21 protein-coding genes are annotated in these 21,043 nt (G+C 74.6%); 10 read left to right on the forward strand and 11 right to left on the reverse strand.

Annotated elements, in window-relative coordinates; translation table 11 throughout:
• Positions 1–66: 66 nt before the first annotated feature.
• Both NQU55_RS00115 and NQU55_RS00120 read right to left on the reverse strand, forming a co-directional pair.
• Positions 67–1,485, reverse strand: a complete 1,419-nt coding sequence (locus NQU55_RS00115; RefSeq protein ID WP_168091408.1) for a dihydrolipoyl dehydrogenase family protein — start codon at positions 1,483–1,485, stop codon at positions 67–69.
• 63 nt (positions 1,486–1,548) lie between these two features.
• Positions 1,549–3,120 (reverse strand): alkaline phosphatase D family protein, encoded by a 1,572-nt coding sequence (locus NQU55_RS00120; protein ID WP_168091407.1) that lies wholly within the window; start codon positions 3,118–3,120, stop codon positions 1,549–1,551.
• A 185-nt stretch (positions 3,121–3,305) separates the two neighbouring features.
• Here NQU55_RS00120 and NQU55_RS00125 point away from each other — a divergent pair, with 185 nt between their 5' ends.
• The 4 genes from NQU55_RS00125 to mug all read left to right on the forward strand — a co-directional run bounded on the left by NQU55_RS00125 (position 3,306) and on the right by mug (position 6,369).
• Positions 3,306–3,971: an HNH endonuclease family protein gene (locus NQU55_RS00125; RefSeq protein ID WP_256789504.1), complete on the forward strand. Its 666-nt coding sequence runs from the start codon at positions 3,306–3,308 to the stop codon at positions 3,969–3,971.
• Positions 3,972–4,047: 76 nt separating this feature from the next.
• Positions 4,048–4,266, forward strand: a complete 219-nt coding sequence (locus tag NQU55_RS00130) for a hypothetical protein (protein WP_206328972.1) — start codon at positions 4,048–4,050, stop codon at positions 4,264–4,266.
• A 127-nt stretch (positions 4,267–4,393) separates the two neighbouring features.
• On the forward strand, positions 4,394–5,827 hold the full coding sequence (gene purB, locus NQU55_RS00135; protein ID WP_168091405.1) for an adenylosuccinate lyase: 1,434 nt from the start codon (positions 4,394–4,396) through the stop codon (positions 5,825–5,827).
• Entirely contained in the window at positions 5,824–6,369 is a 546-nt protein-coding gene (mug, locus tag NQU55_RS00140; RefSeq protein ID WP_168091414.1) for a G/U mismatch-specific DNA glycosylase, read from the forward strand. The genes purB and mug overlap by 4 nt, the downstream gene beginning before the upstream one ends.
• A gap of 155 nt (positions 6,370–6,524) precedes the next feature.
• Here the strand turns inward: mug and NQU55_RS00145 are convergent, their stop codons facing one another.
• Positions 6,525–7,271, reverse strand: a complete 747-nt coding sequence (locus NQU55_RS00145) for an ABC transporter permease (protein WP_168091404.1) — start codon at positions 7,269–7,271, stop codon at positions 6,525–6,527.
• Positions 7,268–8,005 (reverse strand): ABC transporter ATP-binding protein, encoded by a 738-nt coding sequence (locus NQU55_RS00150; protein WP_168091403.1) that lies wholly within the window; start codon positions 8,003–8,005, stop codon positions 7,268–7,270. The genes NQU55_RS00145 and NQU55_RS00150 overlap by 4 nt, the downstream gene beginning before the upstream one ends.
• Positions 8,006–8,112: 107 nt before the next feature.
• Between NQU55_RS00150 and NQU55_RS00155 the strand changes: the two genes are divergently transcribed.
• From NQU55_RS00155 to NQU55_RS00165, 3 genes are all read left to right on the forward strand, one after another.
• Positions 8,113–9,324, forward strand: coding sequence for a sensor histidine kinase (locus tag NQU55_RS00155; RefSeq protein WP_168091402.1), 1,212 nt, complete (start codon positions 8,113–8,115; stop codon positions 9,322–9,324).
• Between the two features lie 9 nt (positions 9,325–9,333).
• The gene (locus NQU55_RS00160) at positions 9,334–9,984 is read left to right on the forward strand and encodes a response regulator transcription factor (protein WP_168091401.1); all 651 of its coding nucleotides are present in this window, start codon (positions 9,334–9,336) and stop codon (positions 9,982–9,984) included.
• Positions 9,985–10,068: 84 nt separating this feature from the next.
• Complete coding sequence (locus NQU55_RS00165; RefSeq protein WP_168091413.1) at positions 10,069–11,250, forward strand: ROK family protein; 1,182 nt, start codon at positions 10,069–10,071, stop codon at positions 11,248–11,250.
• Between the two features lie 72 nt (positions 11,251–11,322).
• Here the strand turns inward: NQU55_RS00165 and NQU55_RS00170 are convergent, their stop codons facing one another.
• Positions 11,323–12,066: a GntR family transcriptional regulator gene (locus tag NQU55_RS00170; protein ID WP_168091400.1), complete on the reverse strand. Its 744-nt coding sequence runs from the start codon at positions 12,064–12,066 to the stop codon at positions 11,323–11,325.
• Positions 12,067–12,270: 204 nt separating this feature from the next.
• On the opposite strand from NQU55_RS00170, the gene NQU55_RS00175 reads away from it, so the two are divergent.
• A complete protein-coding gene (locus tag NQU55_RS00175) occupies positions 12,271–13,017 on the forward strand; it encodes an SDR family oxidoreductase (protein ID WP_168091399.1) in 747 nt (248 codons plus the stop codon).
• Between the two features lie 17 nt (positions 13,018–13,034).
• Here the strand turns inward: NQU55_RS00175 and NQU55_RS00180 are convergent, their stop codons facing one another.
• Entirely contained in the window at positions 13,035–13,967 is a 933-nt protein-coding gene (locus tag NQU55_RS00180) for an RNA polymerase sigma-70 factor (protein WP_168091398.1), read from the reverse strand.
• A 120-nt stretch (positions 13,968–14,087) separates the two neighbouring features.
• Here NQU55_RS00180 and NQU55_RS00185 point away from each other — a divergent pair, with 120 nt between their 5' ends.
• The gene (locus NQU55_RS00185) at positions 14,088–14,918 is read left to right on the forward strand and encodes an alpha/beta fold hydrolase (protein ID WP_168091397.1); all 831 of its coding nucleotides are present in this window, start codon (positions 14,088–14,090) and stop codon (positions 14,916–14,918) included.
• Between the two features lie 116 nt (positions 14,919–15,034).
• Positions 15,035–15,871, forward strand: a complete 837-nt coding sequence (locus NQU55_RS00190) for an ATP-grasp domain-containing protein (RefSeq protein ID WP_168091396.1) — start codon at positions 15,035–15,037, stop codon at positions 15,869–15,871.
• A 37-nt stretch (positions 15,872–15,908) separates the two neighbouring features.
• Here NQU55_RS00190 and NQU55_RS00195 read toward each other — a convergent pair whose 3' ends face one another.
• The 5 genes from NQU55_RS00195 to bioD all read right to left on the reverse strand — a co-directional run bounded on the left by NQU55_RS00195 (position 15,909) and on the right by bioD (position 21,007).
• Positions 15,909–16,748: an SGNH/GDSL hydrolase family protein gene (locus NQU55_RS00195; protein ID WP_168091395.1), complete on the reverse strand. Its 840-nt coding sequence runs from the start codon at positions 16,746–16,748 to the stop codon at positions 15,909–15,911.
• 89 nt (positions 16,749–16,837) lie between these two features.
• The gene (locus NQU55_RS00200; RefSeq protein WP_168091394.1) at positions 16,838–17,854 is read right to left on the reverse strand and encodes a hemolysin family protein; all 1,017 of its coding nucleotides are present in this window, start codon (positions 17,852–17,854) and stop codon (positions 16,838–16,840) included.
• On the reverse strand, positions 17,851–19,197 hold the full coding sequence (locus NQU55_RS00205) for a hemolysin family protein (protein WP_168091393.1): 1,347 nt from the start codon (positions 19,195–19,197) through the stop codon (positions 17,851–17,853). The genes NQU55_RS00200 and NQU55_RS00205 overlap by 4 nt, the downstream gene beginning before the upstream one ends.
• Before the next feature lie 241 nt (positions 19,198–19,438).
• Entirely contained in the window at positions 19,439–20,149 is a 711-nt protein-coding gene (locus tag NQU55_RS00210; RefSeq protein ID WP_168091392.1) for a class I SAM-dependent methyltransferase, read from the reverse strand.
• A gap of 141 nt (positions 20,150–20,290) precedes the next feature.
• Positions 20,291–21,007, reverse strand: a complete 717-nt coding sequence (gene bioD / locus NQU55_RS00215) for a dethiobiotin synthase (protein WP_168091391.1) — start codon at positions 21,005–21,007, stop codon at positions 20,291–20,293.
• Positions 21,008–21,043 lie beyond the last annotated feature (36 nt).

Raw genomic sequence — 21,043 nt, forward strand, 5'->3', positions numbered from 1 at the left:
TGTGACCGATGGGTTAAGTGCGTCCTTTTGGCGGACTGTCCGGTTTCCCGGTCCGCGGGCCGGTTTCTACGAGCCCTGGTCGCCCGGGGTGTCCGGCCGGGTCTCGCTCGTGCGGAGGTCGGCCAGCGCGTCCTCCACGCCCCGGTGGAACGTCGGATAGGCGAAGATCATGTGCCGCAGCGTCTCCACGGGCACCTCGGCCTGGACGGCCACGGCCAGGCCGTACATCACCTCGCCGCCCGTGGGCCCGGCCGCCGTCGCCCCCACGAGCACGCCGCGGTCCGCGTCCTCGACGAGCTTGACCAGGCCCTCGTTGCCCGCCTTGTGGATCCAGCCGCGCGCGGAGGACGGCACGCGCGAGAGCCCCGTGCGCACCCGCAGCCCCTTCTCGCGGGCTTGGTGCTCGGTCAGGCCCACCGCGCCGACCTCCGGGTCGGTGAACGTCACCCGCGGCAGGGCCCGGTAGTCGGCCTTGGGGCCCGGCTCGCCGAGCACCGAGCGGATCGCGACCTCCGCCTCGTACATCGCCACATGGGTGAACGCGCCGTGGCCCGTCACGTCGCCCACGCCCCACAGCCCCGGCGCGGCCTGCATCCGGCCGTCCGTCCTCAGGGCCCGCCCGCCGGGGTCGAGGCCCACGGTCTCCAGGCCCAGGGCGCTCAGGTCCGCCCGGCGGCCCGTGGCCACCAGCAGCTGATCGCCTGTCAGCTCCGTGCCGTCCTCCAGCGTCAGCGCGAACGCGTCGCCGCCGTGCCGCACTCCGGTCGCCCGGGCGCCCGTGCGCAGCGTCAGCCCCTCCCCGCCGAGGACCCCGGCCAGCAGCGCGGCCGCCTCCGGCTCCTCGCCCGGGACGAGCCGGTCCATCGCCTCCACCACCGTGACGCGCGTGCCGAAGCGGGCGTAGACCTGGGCGACCTCCAGGCCGATCGCACCCCCGCCGAGGACGAGCAGCGAGCGCGGCGGCTCCTTCGCCGAGACCGCGTCCCGGTTCGTCCAGTAGGGGACGTCCGCCAGGCCCGGCACCGGCGGGATCTGCGGCCGGGAGCCGGTGGCGAGCACCACGCCCAGCCGGGCCTCGAACTCCCGCCCGCCGCCCTCGCCGCCCTCGACCACCACGCGGTGCGGGCCGGCCAGCCTCCCGCGCCCGCGCACCAGGCGGCCGCCCTTGCCGGTGAAGCGGTCGGCCGCCACCTGGTCGTTCCAGTCGTCCGTCGCCTCGTCGCGGATCCGGGCGGCCACCGGCGCCCAGTCGGGCACGACCTGCTGCACCGAACCCGCCATGCCCGGCACGCGCCGCGCTTCGGCCAGCAGGTTCCCCGCGCGGATCATCATCTTGCTCGGCACGCACCCCCAGTACGGGCACTCGCCGCCGACCAGCTCCGCCTCGACGCCCACCACGTCCAGCCCCGCCTCGGCGAGCCGGCCCGCGACGTGCTCGCCGCCGGGGCCCATGCCGATGACGACGACGTCCACCTGCTCGGCCATGGCAAGCCACCTTCCGCTCGGGTCGGCCGGACAGCCCCACCATCCCACCGCCCGCAGGCGGCGTCATTGTCCGACGCGCCCCGGCTGCAGCACCTTGGTGAACAGCACCGCCCCTTCCTCGTCCCGCAGCCGCACCGTCAGCTCCCCGCCCTCGCCGTCGATGGACACCTCACCGAAGAACTGGCTGCCCCGGCCGGGCGGGACGTTGGCGGTGGCCGGCGCCTTGAGGAAGGCCTGCCGCGGGCCGAACGTGCCGTCCAGCTCGTTCGCCGGGAAGCCGCCCGCGTTCAGCGGCCCCGAGACGAACTCCCAGAACGGCGCGAAGTCCTTGAACGCGGCCCGCTCCGGGGCGTAGTGCTGCGCCGAGGTGTAGTGCACGTCCGCGGTCAGCCAGACCGTGCCGGTGATCCGCCGGTGCTTGACGTGCCGCAGCAGCTCGGCGATCTGCAGCTCGCGGCCGAGGGGCGCGCCCGGGTCGCCCTGTGCGACCGCCTCGAAGTCCGCCGGGCCGTCGGTGACCACGAGCCCCAGCGGCATGTCGGAGGCGATCACCTTCCACACCGCGCGCGAGCGCGACAGCTCCCGCTTGAGCCACTGCAGCTGCCGGGCGCCCAGGATCCCCTGCGCGTCGTCGGGGCGGCGGCCGGGCGAGTTGGCGTTGCGGTACGTGCGCATGTCCAGGACGAAGACGTCCAGCAGGGGGCCGTGGCGCAGGACGCGGTAGACGCGGCCGTCGCCGTCCTCCTGCTGCGTGGAGAGGGGGAAGTATTCGGAGAAGGCCCGCCGCGAGCGGGCGGCCAGCACGTCCAGGCTCTTCTCCGCGTAGCGCGCGTCGTCCATGATCTGGCCCGGGTACCAGTTGTTGTGCACCTCGTGGTCGTCCCACTGGACGACGGTGGGCACCTCGGCGTTGAACCGGCGCAGGTTGGCGTCGAGCAGGTTGTAGCGGAACGCGCCGCGGAACTCGGCCAGCGTCTCGGCGACCTTCGCCTTCTCCTCGGTCGTGACGTTCCGCCAGACGCTTCCGTCGGGCAGCGTCACGGACGGCGCGATGGGGCCGTCGGCGTAGATGGTGTCGCCGCTGCACAGGAAGAAGTCCGGTTCCAGGCGGCGCATGTGCTCGTAGATGCGGTAGCCGCCGCGGTCGGGGTTGATGCCCCAGCCCTGCCCGGCCAGGTCCCCCGACCACAGGAAGCGCACGTCCGAGCGGCGGGCGGGCGCCGTACGGAAGGTGCCGTGGACCGGGCGGCCGGTGCGGCGGGGGTCGTCCGGGTCGGCCAGCAGGACGCGGTAGTGGATCTGTTCGCCGGGCGGCAGGCCGCGCAGGGCCGTCCTGCCGGTGAAGTCCGTACCCGGCCCGACCAGGGGGCCGTGCCAGCGGCGTACGGAGCGGAAGGACTCCGTGGCCGAGGTCTCCACGATCATCCGGGCGCGGCGGTCGGCCCGCACCCACACCAGGCCCGAGGAGGCCGTCACGTCGCCGGCCTGCACGCCCCACCGCGCCTCGGGCCGCCCCGCCAGGGCCAGCGCCGGGGCGGCGCCCACGGCCGGCACCACCGCGGCCGCCGCTGCGGCGCCCACCGCCCCCCGCAGCACCGAGCGTCTGCCGACCGCGTGCCCGGACCCCTGCGCCATGGAAACTCCTCCTGTGCCGACGGCTGCGCCGTGCTCGGTGATCGCTTCCGACGTTCCTACCGGCGCGAGGTGCCCGGTGGTGGAACGCGCCGTGAACAACGGCGTCAACGAGCCACGGCGGCACGTCGCCGTCCGGGGTATATGTCCTGCATTGAGGAGTTAGTGCAGGTATTTATGGGTCTGTGATCCTACGAAACCGGTGGCGCCGCGCCACCGCCGCCGCGGCCCTGTGCCTGTCCGCCGTCCTCGCCCCCGCCGCCCCGCCGGCGTCGGCCGCACCGCCGCCGGTGCCGCGCGACCTGCCGGAGCCGCCGGCGGCCTCCGCCGCCCGAGTGGAGCTGGCCGACCTGACCGTCGAGGCGCCACACTCGATGGCCGGGTACAGCCGCGCGAAGTTCCCCCACTGGATCAAGCAGATGGGCACCTGCGACACCCGCGAGGTGGTCCTCTCCCGTGACGGCCGCGACGTCAGGACCGACGACCAGTGCCGCGCGTCCTCGGGTCAGTGGCACAGCGCCTACGACGGCAAGGACTTCACGGCGGCGGGCCAGCTCGACATCGACCACATGGTGCCCCTCGCCAACGCCTGGCGGTCAGGGGCCGACACCTGGACCACCGACCGCCGCAAGCAGTTCGCCAACGACCTGGTCAACCCCCAGCTCATCGCCGTGTCCGCCGCCTCCAACCGGTCCAAGGGCGACCAGAGCCCGGACCAGTGGCGGCCGCCGCTGAACTCGTACTGGTGCACCTACTCCCGCGCTTGGACCCACATCAAGCACCTCTACCAGCTCAGCGTGACCCAGAGCGAGCAGGACACCCTTACTGCCATGCTGGACACATGCGATCGATGAGCGGCAGCCGGTGACCGGCGGCGGAGGACCGGGCGGGCACCTCGTGGACCAGGTGACCGCCGGGCCGGGCGGAGCGATGACCGACGACGTCGGCGTCATCACGGGCGACCTGACCGTCGCCACCACCGCCCTGCCCGACGGGCGGGCCCGGGTCGAGGTCCAGTACACCGGCGCCGAGGAGTGGTACACGCTCACCGGCAGCCCGGCGCCCCTCCCCGCGGCGGGCCTGGCGGCCCTCCACGACCAGGTGCTCGCCCGCATCCGCGAGGGCGACGCGGCCGAGGTCCCCCGCTGAGGCCCCCGCGTAGGATCGGGGGGGTGCCCTCCGGTCCCGGCGGACGCACCCCCGCAGACGCTCTCGTAGCAAGCTACGAACGAGCCCCGTGCCGGAGTCTGCAGCAACCGACAGTAGACTCGGCAGCGTGTCTGTGAAGCCCCGCATCCCCAATGTCCTGGCCGGCCGCTACGCCTCCGCCGAGCTGGCCGTCCTGTGGTCCCCCGAGTACAAGGTGACGCTGGAGCGGCGGCTGTGGCTCGCCGTGCTGCGCGCGCAGAAGGACCTGGGGATCGAGGTGCCGGACGCAGCCCTCGCCGACTACGAGCGGGTGCTCGACCAGGTCGACCTCGCCTCGATCGCCGAGCGCGAGAAGGTCACCCGGCACGACGTCAAGGCCCGCATCGAGGAGTTCAACGCCCTCGCCGGCCACGAGCACATCCACAAGGGCATGACGTCCCGCGACCTCACCGAGAACGTCGAGCAGCTGCAGATCCGGCTGTCCCTGGAGCTCGTCCGGGACCGGTCCGTGGCCGTCCTCGCCCGCCTCGGGAAGCTGGCCGCGGAGAACGCCGAGCTGGTCATCGCCGGCCGCTCGCACAACGTCGCCGCCCAGGCCACCACCCTCGGCAAGCGCTTCGCGACCGGCGCCGACGAGCTGCTCGTCGCCTTCGCACGCCTGGAGGAGCTGCTCGGCCGCTATCCGCTGCGCGGCATCAAGGGCCCCGTCGGTACCGCCCAGGACATGCTCGACCTGCTCGGCGGGGACGCCGCCAAGCTGGACGAGCTGGAGCGGCGCATCGCCCACCACCTCGGCTTCGCGCAGGCCTTCACCTCCGTCGGCCAGGTCTACCCGCGCTCCCTGGACTACGAGGTCGTGACCTCCCTGGTGCAGCTGGCCGCCGCGCCGTCCTCGCTCGCCAAGACCATCCGGCTGATGGCCGGGCACGAGCTGGTCACCGAGGGCTTCAAGCCCGGCCAGGTCGGCTCGTCCGCCATGCCGCACAAGATGAACACCCGCTCCTGCGAGCGCGTCAACGGCCTCATGGTCATCCTGCGCGGCTACGCCTCCATGGCCGGCGAGCTCGCGGGCGACCAGTGGAACGAGGGCGACGTCTCCTGCTCCGTGGTGCGCCGCGTGGCCCTGCCGGACGCGTTCTTCGCGCTCGACGGCCTGATGGAGACCTTCCTGACCGTCCTCGACGAGTTCGGCGCCTTCCCCGCGGTCGTCGCCCGCGAGCTGGACCGCTACCTGCCGTTCCTCGCCACCACCAAGGTGCTCATGGCGGCCGTGCGCGCCGGCGTCGGCCGCGAGGTCGCGCACGAGGCGATCAAGGAGCACGCGGTGGCCTCCGCGCTGGCCATGCGCGAGCAGGGCGCCGAGCGCAACGAGCTCCTCGACAAGCTCGCCGCCGACGAGCGCATCCCGCTCGACCGGGCCGGCCTGGACGCCCTCATGGCCGACAAGCTGTCCTTCACCGGCGCCGCGGCCGACCAGGCCGCCCTGGTGGTCTCCCGCATCGAGGAGATCGCCAAGCGCCACCCGGAGGCCGCGGCGTACGCGCCGGGGGCGATCCTCTGACACCGGCAGAGCTGGAGGCCGCCCGCGACCGCCTCGTTCCCGACGTGGTCGCGGACGGCCTCCGCGTTCTCTTCTGCGGCATCAACCCCGGCCTGATGTCGGCCGCCACCGGCCATCACTTCGCCCGCCCGGGCAACCGCTTCTGGCCGGTCCTGCACGCCTCGGGCTTCACGCCGCGCCGGCTGCGCCCCGCCGAGCAGGAGGAACTGCTCGGCTACGGGCTCGGCATCACCAACGTCGTCGCCCGGGCCTCGGCGCGCGCGGACGAGCTGAGCACCGCCGAGTACGTCGAGGGCGGCCGCATCCTGACGGAGAAGGTCGAGCTGCTGAAGCCCCGCTGGCTGGCGGTCGTCGGAGTGACCGCCTACCGCGTCGCCTTCGCCGACAAGCACGCGAAGATCGGCCCGCAGGAACGGACGATAGGCGCCACCCGCATCTGGGCCCTGCCCAACCCCAGCGGCCTCAACGCCCACTGGCCGCTGCCGAAGATGGCCGAGGAGTACGCGCGGCTGCGGGTGGCTGCCACCGGCGATTCGGCCTGATCGCAGCCCGGCGTTGTCCGGCACCGCCGGACCGCGCCGTCGTGGCCGTTCTCCGCCGCGACGGAGAAGACGAAGCGGCCGTTGCCGACGCCCCGGCCCTGCGGTACCGCGCCGTTGCCGCCTCCGGCGCGTACCGGCCGTCCTCCCCGGAGGCGTCACGCGTCGCGGCGGCTCAGCGACCACCAGCCCGCCGCCGCCGCGAGCACCGCCCACAGCGCCATCACGCCCAGCCCCGACCAGGCCCCGAGCGGGCCCTCGGGGACCGGGTGCAGGATCTGCTGCCCGGCCCGGTCCGGCAGGAAGGCCACCACCTTCCCGATGCCGGAGACCCCGGCGAAGACGGGCGAGATCAGGAACACCACGGGCGTGAGCACCGACAGCGCCCCGACCTGGCTGCGGACCACCGCGGTCACCCCGGCCGAGAACACGGTCAGCAGCGCGAGATAGACACCGCACCCGACCGCAGACCGGAGCGCACCGGGCGTCCCCAGCCCCACCCCGTACTCGCCCAGCAGCACCTGCGCGCCGAGGAAGCACCCGAAACCGGTCGCCAGCCCCACCGGCAGGGCGGCCGCGCCCAGGACGAGCAGCTTGCCCGCCCAGAACACGCCGCGGCGCGGGACGGCGGCGAGCGAGAGGCGGATCCCGCCGCCCGCGTACTCCCCGGCCACCGCCATCACCCCGAAGCAGACGGCGGCGATGTGCCCGAAGTTCAGGCCGAAGTACGAGCTGTACACCGCTTCGAAGTCCGCCTCGTCGGCCTCGGCCCTGCCGACCATCGCGTGCACCAGCACGGTGACCCCGACGGAGGCGACGAAGGCGGCCGACAGGGCCACGAGCAGGGCCCGCACGGAGCGGATCTTGGCCCACTCGGAGCGCAGGACGGGTGCGAGGGCGTTCATGAGGACGTGCCTTCCTGGTGGGTGAATTCGGCGGAGCCGGCGGTCAGGGCGAAATAGGCCTCCTCCAGGGAAGCGCTGCCACCGACGAAGTCGCTCAGGGAGGAGTCCGCGAGCAGCCGGCCCCGGCCGAGCACGACGAGGTGGTCGGCGGTCTGCGCCATCTCGCTCATGAGGTGGCTGGAGATCAGGACCGTCCGCCCCTCCTCCGCCAGGCGGCGCGTCAGCCGGCGCAGCTGGAGGATGCCCTCGGGGTCGAGACCGTTGGCGGGCTCGTCGAGCAGGAGCACGGGCGGGTCGCCGAGGAGCGCCGCGGCCAGCCCGAGGCGCTGCCGCATCCCCAGGGAGAAGGTCCGCACGCGGCGCCGCGCCGCGGACGCCAGGCCCGTCTCCTCCAGCACCTCGCCGACGCGGCGGGCGGAGATGCGGTTGGCGAGGGCGAGGGTGAGCAGGTGGTCATGCGCGGTCCGGCCGGGGTGGGCGGCCGAGGCGTCCAGCAGCGCGCCGACGTGCCGCAGCGGCTCGGCGAACGAGGCGTACGGGCGGCCGCCCACCAGGGCCGTGCCGGACGTGGGCCGGTCGAGGCCGAGGACCATGCGCATCGTGGTGGACTTCCCGGCGCCGTTGGGGCCCAGGAAGCCGGTCACCCGGCCCGGCCGGACGGTCACGGTGAGCCGGTCCAGGGCGCACACCGGGCCGTACCGCTTGGTGAGTTCACGGATCTCTATCGAGGTCATGCCCCAAGGCTCGCGTCCGGCCGCAGGCGGCACTTCCCCCTGGCGTGGGTACCGTCTCCCCCACGCGGGGGAGGCCGCCGCCCCGGCGGCCTTGGGAGGATGACGGCATGATCGCTCCCCTGCGCCCGGTGACCCGCGCGGTCACGTACACCCGCTGGCTGCACCTGGTGATGGCGATGGTCGTCGCCACGGTGTTCGCCTTCGTGGTCCCCGGGCTCGCCAACATGGACACGCTCGCGGGCGCCTGGCTGCTCGTGGCGCCACTGCCGCTGCTGGTGGCGGCCGGCACGATCCCGCGAGTGCGGCTCTCGGAGGGGATGCAGGCGCAGCTGCTGCTCTACCCGGCCCGCCGGGGCGGCCGGGAGCCTGACTTCACGCCCGCGCCCTCGGCTTCGTGGAGCGATCGCCGGCGCACGGTGCTGTGGCTGGTCCTGCGCTACGAACTGGGCACGCTGACGGCCTTCTTCTCCGTGCACACGCCGACGCTCGCGGTCAACCTCATCAGCGCCGCGTGCGGCGGGCGGCCGGAGAGCGTGCTGGCCCTGTGGAAGCCCCGGGGCGGCCACTGGTGGTACGCGCTCGTGGCCCTGGCGGCCCTGGCGCTGCTCCTGGCCTTCGTCGTCGTCGCGGGCGAGGTGCTGGCGCGGGCCGCGCGGGCGCTCCTCGGCCCCTCGGCGGCCCAGCGCCTGGCCGCGCTGGAGGAGCGCACGGAACGCCTGCTGGAACACAACCGGCTCGCCCGCGAGTTGCACGACTCCGTGGGACACGCGCTCACGGTCGCCGTGCTCCAGGCGGGCGCGGCGCGCGCCGCGGGCTCGCCCGGCTTCACCGACAAGGCGCTGGCGGCCATCGAGGAGACGGGCCGGCACGCGCTGGAGGACCTGGAGCGCGTCCTCAAGGTCCTGCGCGAGGACGCGCCCGGGCCGGCGGCGGGACGCCCGGCCCTGACCGACCTGAAGCGGCTGCTCACCGCCGCCCGGGGCTCCGGCACCGAAGTCACCGCAGAGGTCAGCGGCGCCCTGGAGGCCCTGCCCGGCCCGGTCTCGCGCGAGGGCTACCGCATCGCCCAGGAGGCGCTCACCAACGTGGTGCGGCACGCGGGTCCGATGCCGGTGTCGCTGCGCATAGCGGTCCGCGCGGACGTCCTGGAGCTGGACATCAGCAACCCCCTCCCCGCTTCCGCGGGCAGCGCCGTCAGCGGCACGGGCAGCGGCCTGCGGGGCATCCGCGAGCGCGCCGCCCTGCTCGGCGGCCACGCCGAGACCGGCGTGCACGAGGGCGCCTGGCGGGTGCGGGCCGTCCTCCCGCTGAGCGCCTAGGGTGAACCGGTGCCGATAACTGTTCTTCTGGTCGACGACGAGCCGCTCGTCCGCGCGGGCCTGCGCGCCATCCTCGAAGCGCAGCCCGACATCGAGGTGACGGGCGAGGCCGCCGACGGGGCGGCCGTGGTGCCGATGGTGCGTCAGCTGCGGCCGGACGTCGTAGCGATGGACGTACGGATGCCGCTGCTGGACGGCATCGAGGCGACGCGGGCCGTCCTGCGCACGGTGCAGCCGCCGCCGAAGATCATGGTCGTGACCACCTTCGAGAACGACGAGTACGTCTACGACGCCCTGCGCGCCGGCGCCGACGGGTTCCTCCTCAAGCGCGCCGCGCCCGCCGAGATCGTCCACGCGGTCCGCACGGTCGCGGCCGGCGACTCGCTGCTGTTCCCGCCCGTGCTGCGCAACATCGCGGCGGACCGGGGCAACGAGCGGGCCCGGGCCGCGATGGAGAAGGCCGCCCTGACGGCCCGTGAGGCGGAGGTGTTGCGCCAGATGGCCCGCGGCCTGTCCAACGCGGAGATCGCGGCCACCCTGCTGCTCGGCTCCGAAACGGTGAAGACGCACGTCAGCGCGGTGCTGGCGAAGCTGGGGGCGCGGGATCGCACCCAGGCGGTGATCGCCGCGTACGAGTCGGGGTTCGTCACCCCCGGGTGAGTCCCGAGGCTCGCCGCCGGTCACCGCACCCGATACGATCCGGCCAGTAAGCAAAGGATGCGCAAAAGCGAGGAGGCGGCGACGTTGGGGCGGCTCACCGGCGGGGACCCGTCCCTGCTGCGGCGGATCAACTCGGCCGTGGTCCTGCACGCGCTCCGCACGGCCGTCTCTCCCGCGTCCCCGCTGTCCACCGCGCCCACCCTCACGGACCTGGTCAAGGTCACCGGCCTGTCCCGGCCGACCGTGGAGGGCGTGATCGAGGGCCTGATGGAGTCCGGCCTGGTGGTCGAGGCGCCCGCCGGGGAGGGCGAGGCACGCCGCCAGGGCCGCCCCGCGCGCCGCTTCCGCTTCCGGGTGGAGGCCGGCCACCTGCTCGGCATCGAGATCGGACCGCACCGGATCGCCGCCCTGATGGCCGACCTGAGCGGGCGGGTGATGGGCTCGGCGTCCCTGGACGTGCCGGAGACCGCCCCGGCGGACGAGCGGCTGGACCGGGTGCGGGACGCGGTCGCCGATCTGCTCGCGCGCTCGGGAGTGCCGCGCAGCGGGCTGCGGGCCGTCGGCGTGGCCAGCCCGGGCATCGTGGAGGCCGACGGCACCGTCCGGCTGGGCACGGCGCTGCCGGGCTGGACCGGCCTGCCGCTCGGGGAGCGGCTGCGCCGCTCGTTCCGGTGCCCGGTCCTCGTGGAGAACGACGCGAACGCCGCCGCGGTGGCCGAGCACTGGAAGGGCGCCGCCACCGGGTCGGACGACGTCGTCTTCGTCCTGGCCGGGCTCAGCCCCGGGGCCGGCTCGCTGATCGGCGGGCGGCTGCACCGGGGCTTCGGGGGCGCGGCCGGCGAGATCGGCGCCCTGCACCTCCTCGGCCGGGAGGCGACCCCCGAAGAGGTGCTGTCCACGACGGGGGAGCCGCTGCACCCGTTGGACGAGGCGCAGGTGGCACGGGTCTTCGCGCTGGCGCGCGAGGGCGACGAGCAGGCCGCGGCGGCCGTGGAGCGCTTCATGCGCCGCCTCGTGCACGACGTGGCCGCGCTGGTGCTGGCCCTGGATCCGGAGATGGTCGTCGTCGGCGGCTGGGCGGCGGGGATCAGCGGAGTGCTGGAGCCGCTGCGGACGGAGCTGGCCCGCTACTGCCTCCGGCCGCCACAGGTGGTGCAGTCGATGCTGGGCGAGGCGGCGGTGGCCACGGGCGCGCTGCGCCTGGCCCTGGACCACGTGGAGAAGCAGCTGTTCGCCGTGGAGAGCACGGTCACCGCGCGGAGGTGAGCGCTCCGGCGCGGGTGCCGGGGCGTGCGGGCCGGGCGGTGGGGACGCCCCGCCCGGTCCTGCCCGGCCCGGTCAGCCCGCGGCCAGGAGCTGCACTCCGGACTCGCCGAACGTGAGCCGGCAGGTGTCCGCACGGTAGGTGGCGACGGCCACGGCCGCCGTGCCGCCCTCGGCGAAGTAGCGCGTGGTGACGAGGAGGACGGGCGCGCCGGGCAGCCGGTCGAGCTGCTTGGCGTCCTCGGCGCGGGCCGATCCCAGCTCGACCGCGCGGTCCTGGCCCTCCAGGCCGAGGCGCTGCAGCTCGCGCAGGACGGTGCGGGCGCGGGCGGCGCCGGGCGCGGCGTCGATCGCGGCGAGGCCGGGAACGGACGACCCCGGCACGTACAGCAGCTCGGCGGCCACGGGCTGGCCGTGCGTCCGGCGGATCCGGCGCACGGTGTGCACCGCCTGGCCGGCGGCCGTGCCGAGCAGCCGGGCGACGGCCGCGGGCGGCGCCGTCTCCTGGCAGTCGACGGCCTGCCAGGAATCCGTGGCGGCGCCCGGCCAGGCGTCCTCGGCCTCGCCGACGGCCACGCCCACGCGGGGCGGGGCGACGGTGGTGCCGACGCCGCGGCGGCGCTGCAGCCGTCCTTCGAGCTCCAGTTGTTCGAGCGCCTGCCGGAGCGTGGCCCGTGCGACGCCGAACCGGGCGGCGAGCTCCCGCTCGTTCGGCAGGATCTCACCCACCGCGAACTCGGAGTCGAGCGCCTCGCTGAGCACGGTCTTCAGGTGCCAGTACTTCGGCTCCGGCACCGTTTCGAGCTGCGTGGTCCCCACCCTGATCCTCCGCAAAGCATTTTGCGCGCTTCTTTATTAAAGGTTGTTGCAGTATGGCGACCATAGGACGGTGCCCGGACTTGGTCAAGACCAATGCCCCGATTAACGGCCCGGTACGCGATCCCTTCGAGCCCTTCGGCTACGGTCTCGCCCAGGGACCCCGGCGCACATGTGTACGGGCCCGGGCGAGCGAGCGGAGGGGCGATGGACCAGGTCACGGTGGTCACGGGAGGCAGCCGGGGGATCGGCGCGGCCGTCGCGGTGCGGCTGGCGCGCGCCGGCCACAGCGTGGGCATCGGCTACGAACGGGCGGCCGACGCCGCCGAGGAGACGGCCCGGGCGGTGCGCGCCGAAGGCGTCGGATGCGTGGCCGTCCAGGTCGACACCAGCGTGGAGAGCGCGGTGGACGCCCTCTTCGACACGGTGCGCGCGGAACTGGGCCCGGTCACCGGGCTGGTGAACAACGCGGGCGTCACCGGCCTGCTCGGCCGGTTCACCGAGACGCCCGTGGAACGGATGCGGCGGGTCGTCGACGTGAACGTGACGGGCGCTCTGATCTGCGCCCGGCGGGCCGCCCTGGAGATGTCCACCCGCCACGGCGGCCGGGGCGGCGCCATCGTGAACATCTCCTCGGGCGCGGCCACCCTCGGCAGCCCGGGGGAGTACGTCCACTACGCGGCGAGCAAGGCCGCCGTCGACGCGATGACCGTCGGCCTCTCCAAGGAGCTCGCCCAGGAGGGCGTCCGCGTCAACTCCGTACAGCCCGGGATGATCGTCACGGACATCCACGCGGCCATGGGCGACCCGCAGCGGCCGTGGCGCAACTCCGGCCGGGTGCCGATGGGCCGCCCCGGCGAACCCGGCGAGGTCGCGGCGGCGGTGGCATGGCTGCTCTCGCCGGAGGCCTCGTACACCACCGGAGCGGTGCTGCGGGTGGCCGGCGGCCTGTAGCCGGCCGGCCGTACCGGCTATCCCGCCAGGCCGCCGAGCTTGTCGGGGTTGCGCACCAGGTAGACCGTCGTGATCCGGCCGTCCGTCACCTCCAGGCTCAGGGCCGTGTCCGGGCGTCCTTCGGACAGGATGAGCAGGCCCGGGCGGCCGTTGATCTCCATGAAGCGGGCCTCCAGCCCCGGCAGGGGCTGCTGCGCCACCGCGTACAGGAAGCGCCCGACCTTGTCCGCGGTCTCGATGACGCGCAGCGGCGCCTTGGACTTGCCGCCGCTGTCGCCGACGAGCCGCACGTCGGGCGCGAGCAGCTCCAGCAGGTTCCCGAGGCTGCCGCCGGTGGCCGCCGCGAGGAACTTCTCGGTGAGGTCGCGCTGCTCGGCCGGGTCCACGGTGAAGCGCGGCCTGCCCTCGTCGACGTGGCGGCGCGCGCGGGTCGCGAGCTGGCGCACCGAAGCCTCCGAGCGGTCGAGCGTCACGGCGATCTCCCCGAAGGGGAAGCCGAACGCCTCCCGCAGCACGAAGACCGCGCGCTCCAGCGGGGAGAGCGACTCCAGGACCACCAGCACGGCCAGGGAGACGGAGTCCGCCAGGACCGCCCGCTCGGCGGTGTCGGGGACGGCCGGGCCGTAGTCGGTGGCGATCGGCTCGGGCAGCCACGGGCCGACGTACGCCTCGCGCCGCGCCTGCACCTGGCGCAGCCGGTCGATCGCCAGCCGGGTGGTGACCCGCACGAGGTACCCGCGGGGGTCGCGCACGTCCTCGCGGGCGGCGCCGGACCAGCGCAGCCAGGCCTCCTGGACGACGTCCTCGGCGTCGGCGACGCGGCCGAGCATCCGGTAGGCGACGCCGGTCAGGACGGAGCGGTGCTCCTCGAAGGCGTCGAGTGCGGCGTCGGAGGCGGCGTCGGGTGCGGTCACCGCTCCATCCCAGCGGACCCGGTGGGGCTTGTCCATGTGAACTCGCTCTCGGAGCACCGCCGTACGGGACCCGCACGGGGTCTTACCCTGCGGTAACTCTTACTGACATCCTGTCTCAATACCTCACCGGCACCCCAGGATGACGAGGAGCCACCCATGGCCGACACGGTCGTCTTCCCCATCGACACCCCCGCCGGACGGCGGACCGCGAAGGTGTCCTACGAACGGCTCGGCGGCGGGGAGCCGCTGGTGCTCCTGCACGGCATCGGCCACCACCTGCAGGCGTGGGACCCGGTCGCCGGCATCCTCGCCGCGGAGCGCGACGTCATAGCCGTCGACCTGCCCGGCTTCGGCGACTCCCCGGCCCTGCCGGACGGCGTGGCCTACGACCTGCGCGGCGTGGTCCCCGTCCTCGGGGCGCTCTTCGAGGCGCTGGACCTCGACCGGCCGCACGTCGTCGGCAACTCGCTCGGCGGACTGCTGGCCCTGCAGCTCGCGCACGAGAAGCTCGTGCGCTCCACGACGGCGATCTCCCCCGCCGGCTTCTGGACCGCGGGCGAACGCCGCTACGCCTTCGGCGTGCTGCGCGGGATGAAGCGCGGCGCCGACTCGCTGCCGCCGCAGGCCGTCGCCCGGCTGGCCCGCACGGCCGCCGGCCGCGCGGCGCTGGCCGGCACCATCTACGCCCGCCCCGGCCGCCGTTCGCCGGACGCGGTGATGGCCGAGACGCGCGCGCTGCGCGAATGCACCGGCTTCGCCCCCACGCTGGAGGCCGGCCGCGACGTCCTGTTCACGCACGACATCGCGGACGTGCCCGTCACCGTCGCCTGGGGTACCCGCGACCGGCTGCTGCTGCGGCGCCAGGGCGTCCGGGCCAAGAAGGTCATCCCCGGGGCCCGGCTGGTACGGCTGCCCGGCTGCGGGCACGTGCCCATGAACGACGACCCGGCCCTGGTGGCCAGAGTCATCCTGGACGCCACGCGCTGAAGCGGACCCCGCCCGGCCCCCACCAGGCCGGGCGGGAACCCGGGGAACCCTCTCTGACCTGCACGGATATCATCGGGTGGACCGCCCGTGGGCAGTCAACGCACCAGGAGAGCCCCATGTCGTCCGTCCGGCCCCGCGTCCTCTACGTCACCGACCTCGCCTACCCGGCGAAGGGGCGCAGATACTGCGACGAGGACATCTTCCTGTCCTCCCGGCTGCGCGAGGACTTCGACGTGGCGCTGTGCCACCCGCTCGACGCCGCAGCCCTGATGGACGGGTACGACGCGGTCGTGGTGCGCAACAGCGGGCCGGTGCTGCACTACCAGGAGGCGTACGACGACTTCGCCCGCCGGGCGGCCGAGGACGGCGTGCTCGTCTACAACCAGCTCACGGGCAAGGCCGACATGGCCGGCAAGCAGTACCTGCCGGACCTCAGCGCGGCGGGCCACCCCGTCATCCCTACCGCCGACCGCGCCGAGGACGCCGGCCGCCTGCCCGACGTGGCCGAGTACGTGGTCAAGCCCAAGCTCGGCGCCGACTCCATCGGCCTGCGCTTCGTCCCGCGCGAGGAGCTCGCGGACCTCGACTACGACGGCGTCCTCGTCCAGCCCCGCATCCACTTCCGCTACGAGGTCTCCTTCTACTTCGTCGACGACGCCTTCCAGTACGCCCTCCACGCGCCCGACCCCGCCCGGCGCTGGGTCCTCGAACCGTACGAGCCCACCGCCGAAGACCTGGCCTTCGCGCAGCACTTCGTCGACTGGAACGGCATCGAGCACGGCATCCAGCGCGTGGACGCCTGCCGCACCCCGGAGGGCGAGCTCCTGCTGGTCGAGCTGGAGGACCTCAACCCCTACCTGTCCCTCGACCTCGTCGCCCCGCGGACGCGCGACGCCTTCGTCGACGCGCTCAAGGCCTCGCTGCACCGGCTGATCGGCAACAACGCCTCGTAGCCCCCGCGGTCGCCGGCGCCCGCCGGGCTGCGGGGGCCTAGCCCTCGGCCCGCAGCCAGGCCGAGACCTCGCCGGGCCCCGCACCGCCCGCGGGCGGCGTCACCCAGAAGGCCCTGCCCAGGTCGGCGCTGAAGTGCGCGCCCGTCCGCCCGTCCCCGGACGAGCGGCCCGTCAGGCGCCGGCCGATCCACGGCACGAGGTGCTCGCGGGTGAAGCGCGCGTCGGCGGCGCGCCGGGACGCCCAGCCCGGGCGCACGGCCGGCGGCAGCGCGGCGCGCCAGTCGGACTCGGCCTCGTGGCCGAGCGCCTGCCACACGGCCTCGGCCACCCGCCGGTGGCCCTCGGCGTTCAGGTGCAGGCGGTCGTCGGCCCACAGCCGCGCATCGCCCAGCACCTCGGCGCCGAAGAGGTCCACGACCAGCGCGCCGTGCCGCTCGGCCAGCTCGTCGATGAAGGAGAACAGCTGCTCCATGCGGGGGCGGAACCGCTCCAGGACCGGGCCGCGCCGGCCCGGGCTGCGCATCAGCACCAGCTGCTTGCAGCCGGGCGCCAGCCGGTCCGCGGCCTCCGCCAGCCGTGCGCACACCACGTCCACGTCGCACTTGGGCCGCAGCACGTCGTTGAGGCCGCCTACCAGGGTGACCAGGTCCGCGCCCAGCGCGGCGGCCGGAGCGGACTGCTCGTCGGCGATCTGGCCGATGAGCTTGCCGCGCACGGCGAGATTGGCGTAGCGGAAGCCGGGGGTGCGGGCGGCCAGGCGCGCGGCGAGCAGATCGGCCCAGCCGCGGTAGGAGCCGTCCGGCAGACCGTCGGACATGCCCTCGGTGAAGGAGTCCCCGACCGCGACAAAGCTGGTGTACGTGACATTCATCTGCATGGCGCGGGTGATCCTACTCCTCCGCCGCGAAACGCCCCGCCCCCGCCCGGCGATGCCGGACGGGGGCGGGGGAGCGGAGCGGGGGCGCGTCACTGCGCCGGGCGGCCCACCAGCTCGCGCAGGAGGTCCTCCAGCGTGACCAGCCCGGCCGGCCGTCCGTCCTCGCCGATCACCGCCGCGAGGTGGGTGCCGGTGCCGCGCATCGTGGTGATGACGTCGTCCAGCGGCGTCGTCGCGCGGACCGTCGCGATCCGGCGCATCCGCTGCAGCGGGAACGGGAAGTCCCGCGGCCGGGCGTCCAGCGCGTCCTTCACGTGCAGGTAGCCCAGGATCCGGCCGGCGGCGTCCACCACCGGGAACCGGGAGAAGCCGGACTCGGCCGACAGCTGCTCCAGCCCCTCGGGGGTGATGCCGAGCGGCGCGGAGACCACCCGCTCGACGGGCGTGACCACGTCCTTCACCGGGCGCTTGCCCAGCACCAGGGCGTCCCGCAGCCGTTCGGTGGCCCGGGAGTCGAGCAGGCCGGCCGCGCTGGAGTCGGCGACGATCCGCGCGAGCTGGTCGTCCGAGTACGTCGCCGCGACCTCGTCCTTCGGCTCCACCCGCAGCAGCTTCAGCAGGGCGTTGGCGAAGGCGTTGATGGCGAAGACGAACGGGCGCAGCGCCCGGGCCAGGGCGACCAGCGGCGGGCCGAGCAGCAGGGCGCTGCGCACCGGCTCGGCGAGCGCGATGTTCTTGGGCACCATCTCGCCGAACAGCATGTGCAGGTACGTCGCCACGGCCAGCGCGATGACGAACGACACGGGGTGGATCAGGCCGTGCGGCACGCCGAGCGCGTTGAACACCGGCTCCAGCAGGTGCGCGATCGCGGGCTCGGCGACCACACCCAGGACCAGCGTGCACAGCGTGATGCCGAGCTGGGCCGCGGCCATCAGCGCCGAGATGTGCCGCAGGCCCCACAGGACGCTGCGGGCGCGCCGGTCGCCGCGGTCGGCGTACGGCTCGATCTGGCTGCGGCGCACCGAGATGAGGGCGAACTCCGCGCCCACGAAGAAGGCGTTGACGACGAGCGTCGCCAGGCCGATGAGCAGCTGCACGAAGGTCATCGGCCGGCCTCCTCGGGCACCTCGGCGCCGGTGCCGGCGTCCGCGGGCGGACCGGTCAGGCGCACGCGGGCCGCACGGTGGCCGGCCGCGTCGACGACGTCGACGCGCCAGCCCGCGACCTCCACGGTGTCGCCCCGCAGGGGGATGCGGCCGAGCTCGGTGGCCACGAGACCGGCCAGCGTCTCGTAGGGGCCGTCCGGCGCCCGCAGCCCGATGATCTCCAGCTGGTCGGTGCGCGCCGCGCCGTCGGCGTCGTACAGCGGCCGGCCGCCGGCGTCGGTGCCGGCGGGGGCGATGTCGGGCACCTCGTGGGGGTCGTGCTCGTCGCGGACCTCGCCGACGACCTCCTCCACGATGTCCTCCAGGGTGACGACGCCGGCGGTGCCGCCGTACTCGTCGATGACGACGGCCATGGTGCGCTTGCCCGACAGCCGGTCCAGGAGCCGGTCCACGGTCAGCGACTCCGGCACGAGCAGCGGCTCGCGCAGGATCGAGGTGACGGGGTGGCGGTGGCGACGGTCGGCGGGTATGGCCAGCACGTCCTTGATGTGCGCGACGCCGATGACGGTGTCCAGGCTCCCGCGGTAGACGGGGAAGCGGGACAGGCCGGTCGCGCGGGTCGCGTTCGCGACGTCCTCGGCGTTGGCCTGGGCGTCGAGGGCGGTGACCTGGACGCGGGGCGTCATCACGTTCTCCGCCGTCAGCCCGGCGAGGTTCAGGGTCCGCACGAACAGCTCGGCGGTGTCCGCCTCCAGGGCGCCCTCCTTGGCGGAGTGCCGGGCGAGCGCGGCGAGCTCCTGCGGGCCGCGCGCGGAGGCCAGCTCCTCGGCGGGCTCCAGGCCCATCCGGTGCAGGGTGCGGTTTGCGGTGTTGTTCAGGTGCCGGATCAGCGGGCGGAACGCGGCGGAGAACGCGCGCTGCGGGCCCGCGACCCGCTTCGCCACCGGCAGCGGGCGCGAGATCGCCCAGTTCTTCGGGACCAGCTCGCCGACCACCATCAGCACGACGGTGGACAGCACCGTGGCCAGCACCAGGGCGGTCGAGGGGGCGGCGGAGCCGAGGCCCACGGCCTCCATCGGGCCCGTGAGCAGCGCCGCGATGGACGGCTTGGAGACCATGCCGATGATCAGGCCGGTCACGGTGATGCCGAGCTGGGCGCCGGAGAGCTGGAAGGTGAGGCTGCGCACGGCCTCGACGGCGCCCGCCGCGCCGCGCTCGCCCTTCTCGGCGGCGCGCTCGAGGTCGGCGCGCTCGACCGTGGTCAGCGAGAACTCCGCCGCGACGAAGACGGCACAGGCCAGCGTCAGCAGCAGGGCGACCACCAGCAGGACTACCTCGGTCATCGGTTCACCTCCGTCCCATGGTCGGACGAAGGGGCGGGGACCGCGCGATGTCGACTGCGGGTACTACTGGGAGGCTCGCCCATGGGCGGACGCTCACACCTTTCACGTTGAAGGGGGCCTTTGCCCATCCATGGTAAAGGATGGGCAAAGCGATGATCCGGACGGAGCTCCGGGGTGGTCGGGGGAGTGTACGCCCTGCCGGAGTTCCTCGATCATCGGTGCGAGCGCCCCCGGGGCCGGCTCAGGCGCGCCCGTCGCCCGCGCCCGCCGCCTCCGGCGGAGCCGCCGGCCGTCTGGCCACCCCCAGTACGCACGGGGAGGCCGGGGTCGGCACCCGGCTCTGCGGCACCCGCAGCCGGCTGAACGCCCCCAGCTCGAACCCCGCCGCCTCGATCGCCGCCAGCGGATCCCGCGCCGTGTGGCACCCGCCGAACAGCACCGGCCAGACCGTGCGGTCCAGCGCCCGCTGGGTGGCCGCGAGCGCCACGCCCTGCGCCCGCCCGTGCTCGAAGAAGCGCAGCTCACCGCCCGGCCGGAGGACCCGCCGCAGCTCCGCCAGCGCGCGCCGCACATCCCGTACGGAGCACAGCACCAGCGAGGTCACCGCCGCGTCGAAGGCCTCGCTCTTCACCGGCAGCGCCTCGGCCGCGCCCGGCACCACGTCCACCGGGACGCCCGCCCGGACCGCCGCCTCCACCGCGATCCTGCGCAGCCCGCGCTCGGGCTCGATCGCCACGACCTCCGAGACCGTCGGCGGGTAGTAGGGGAAGTTCAGGCCGTTGCCCGCGCCGATCTCGATCACCCGTCCCGACAGGCCGGCCAGCAGCTCGCGCCGGTGCTCCCCGATCCCCGCCCGCTCGTCGACGATCGGGCTCACCTTGGCGTAGAAGCGCGCGAAGACAGGATGGTGCACGGCGTCGTGCGGCAACCTGGTGCTCCGAAGCGGCGGCATGGCACACCCCTTTCCGGGGACGACGGCTACCGCGATTGTTCCCCGGCCGGACCGGCCCGCACCGTCGGCGCGCCGCAATCTCCGCTGCAGCCGCGGCAGTTGGGGCGCAAGGGGTGTGTGGGGCGGCCGGGAAGGGCGGGGTCAGCGGTGAGCCGCCGTGAAGCCGGCCGCGTCCCACGTGCCGGACAGCTCCGGCGCCAGCCAGCCGGGGGCCGCCGTTCGGAACGCCTCCGGCGCGAGGGCGCTCGCACCCTGCGGGACGGCGCCCAGCAGCGGGGCGCCGGCCGCCTCCGGCAGGTCGGCGAGGTTGCAGCGCATCGCCAGGTCCGGGGCGGACGGCCAGCTGCCGATCACTATGCCCGCGCAGCGCAGGTCCCGCGCGCGCAGGGCCTCCGCGGTGAGCTCGGTGACGTTCAGCGTGCCGAGGCCGGGCTGCGTGACCACCAGGACCAGGGCGTCCAGCAGCCGGGCCGCGTCCGCGAGGGTCGTGCCCTCCTCGTCCAGGCGGACCAGGAGACCGCCGGCGCCCTCGACGAGGACCAGGTCGTGGCTCTCCGCCAGCCGCGAGGCCGCCTCCGCGATCTGCGGCGGGCGCACGGGCGCCATCCCGGCCCGGGCCGCCGCCGTACCCGGCGCGAGCGGCTCCGGGAACCGCGCGAGCTCCTCCCCGGTCACCCCGCTCCCCGCGAGCCGCCGCACCTCGGCGACGTCACCGGGCTCGCCGGGGGCGACACCGGTCTGCGCGGGCTTGAGCACGGCGACGGAACGGCCCGCGGCCCGCGCCGCCGCCGCGACGGCCGCGGTGACGACCGTCTTGCCGATCTCGGTGCCGGTCCCTGTGACGACCAGTACGGTCATGGTGTTCGGTTTCTCCGTTTCGTGGTCGCTGAGGCC

The sequence above is a fragment of the Streptomyces telluris genome, assembly GCF_024519335.1.
GTDB classification, from domain to species: Bacteria; Actinomycetota; Actinomycetes; order Streptomycetales; family Streptomycetaceae; genus Streptomyces; species Streptomyces telluris.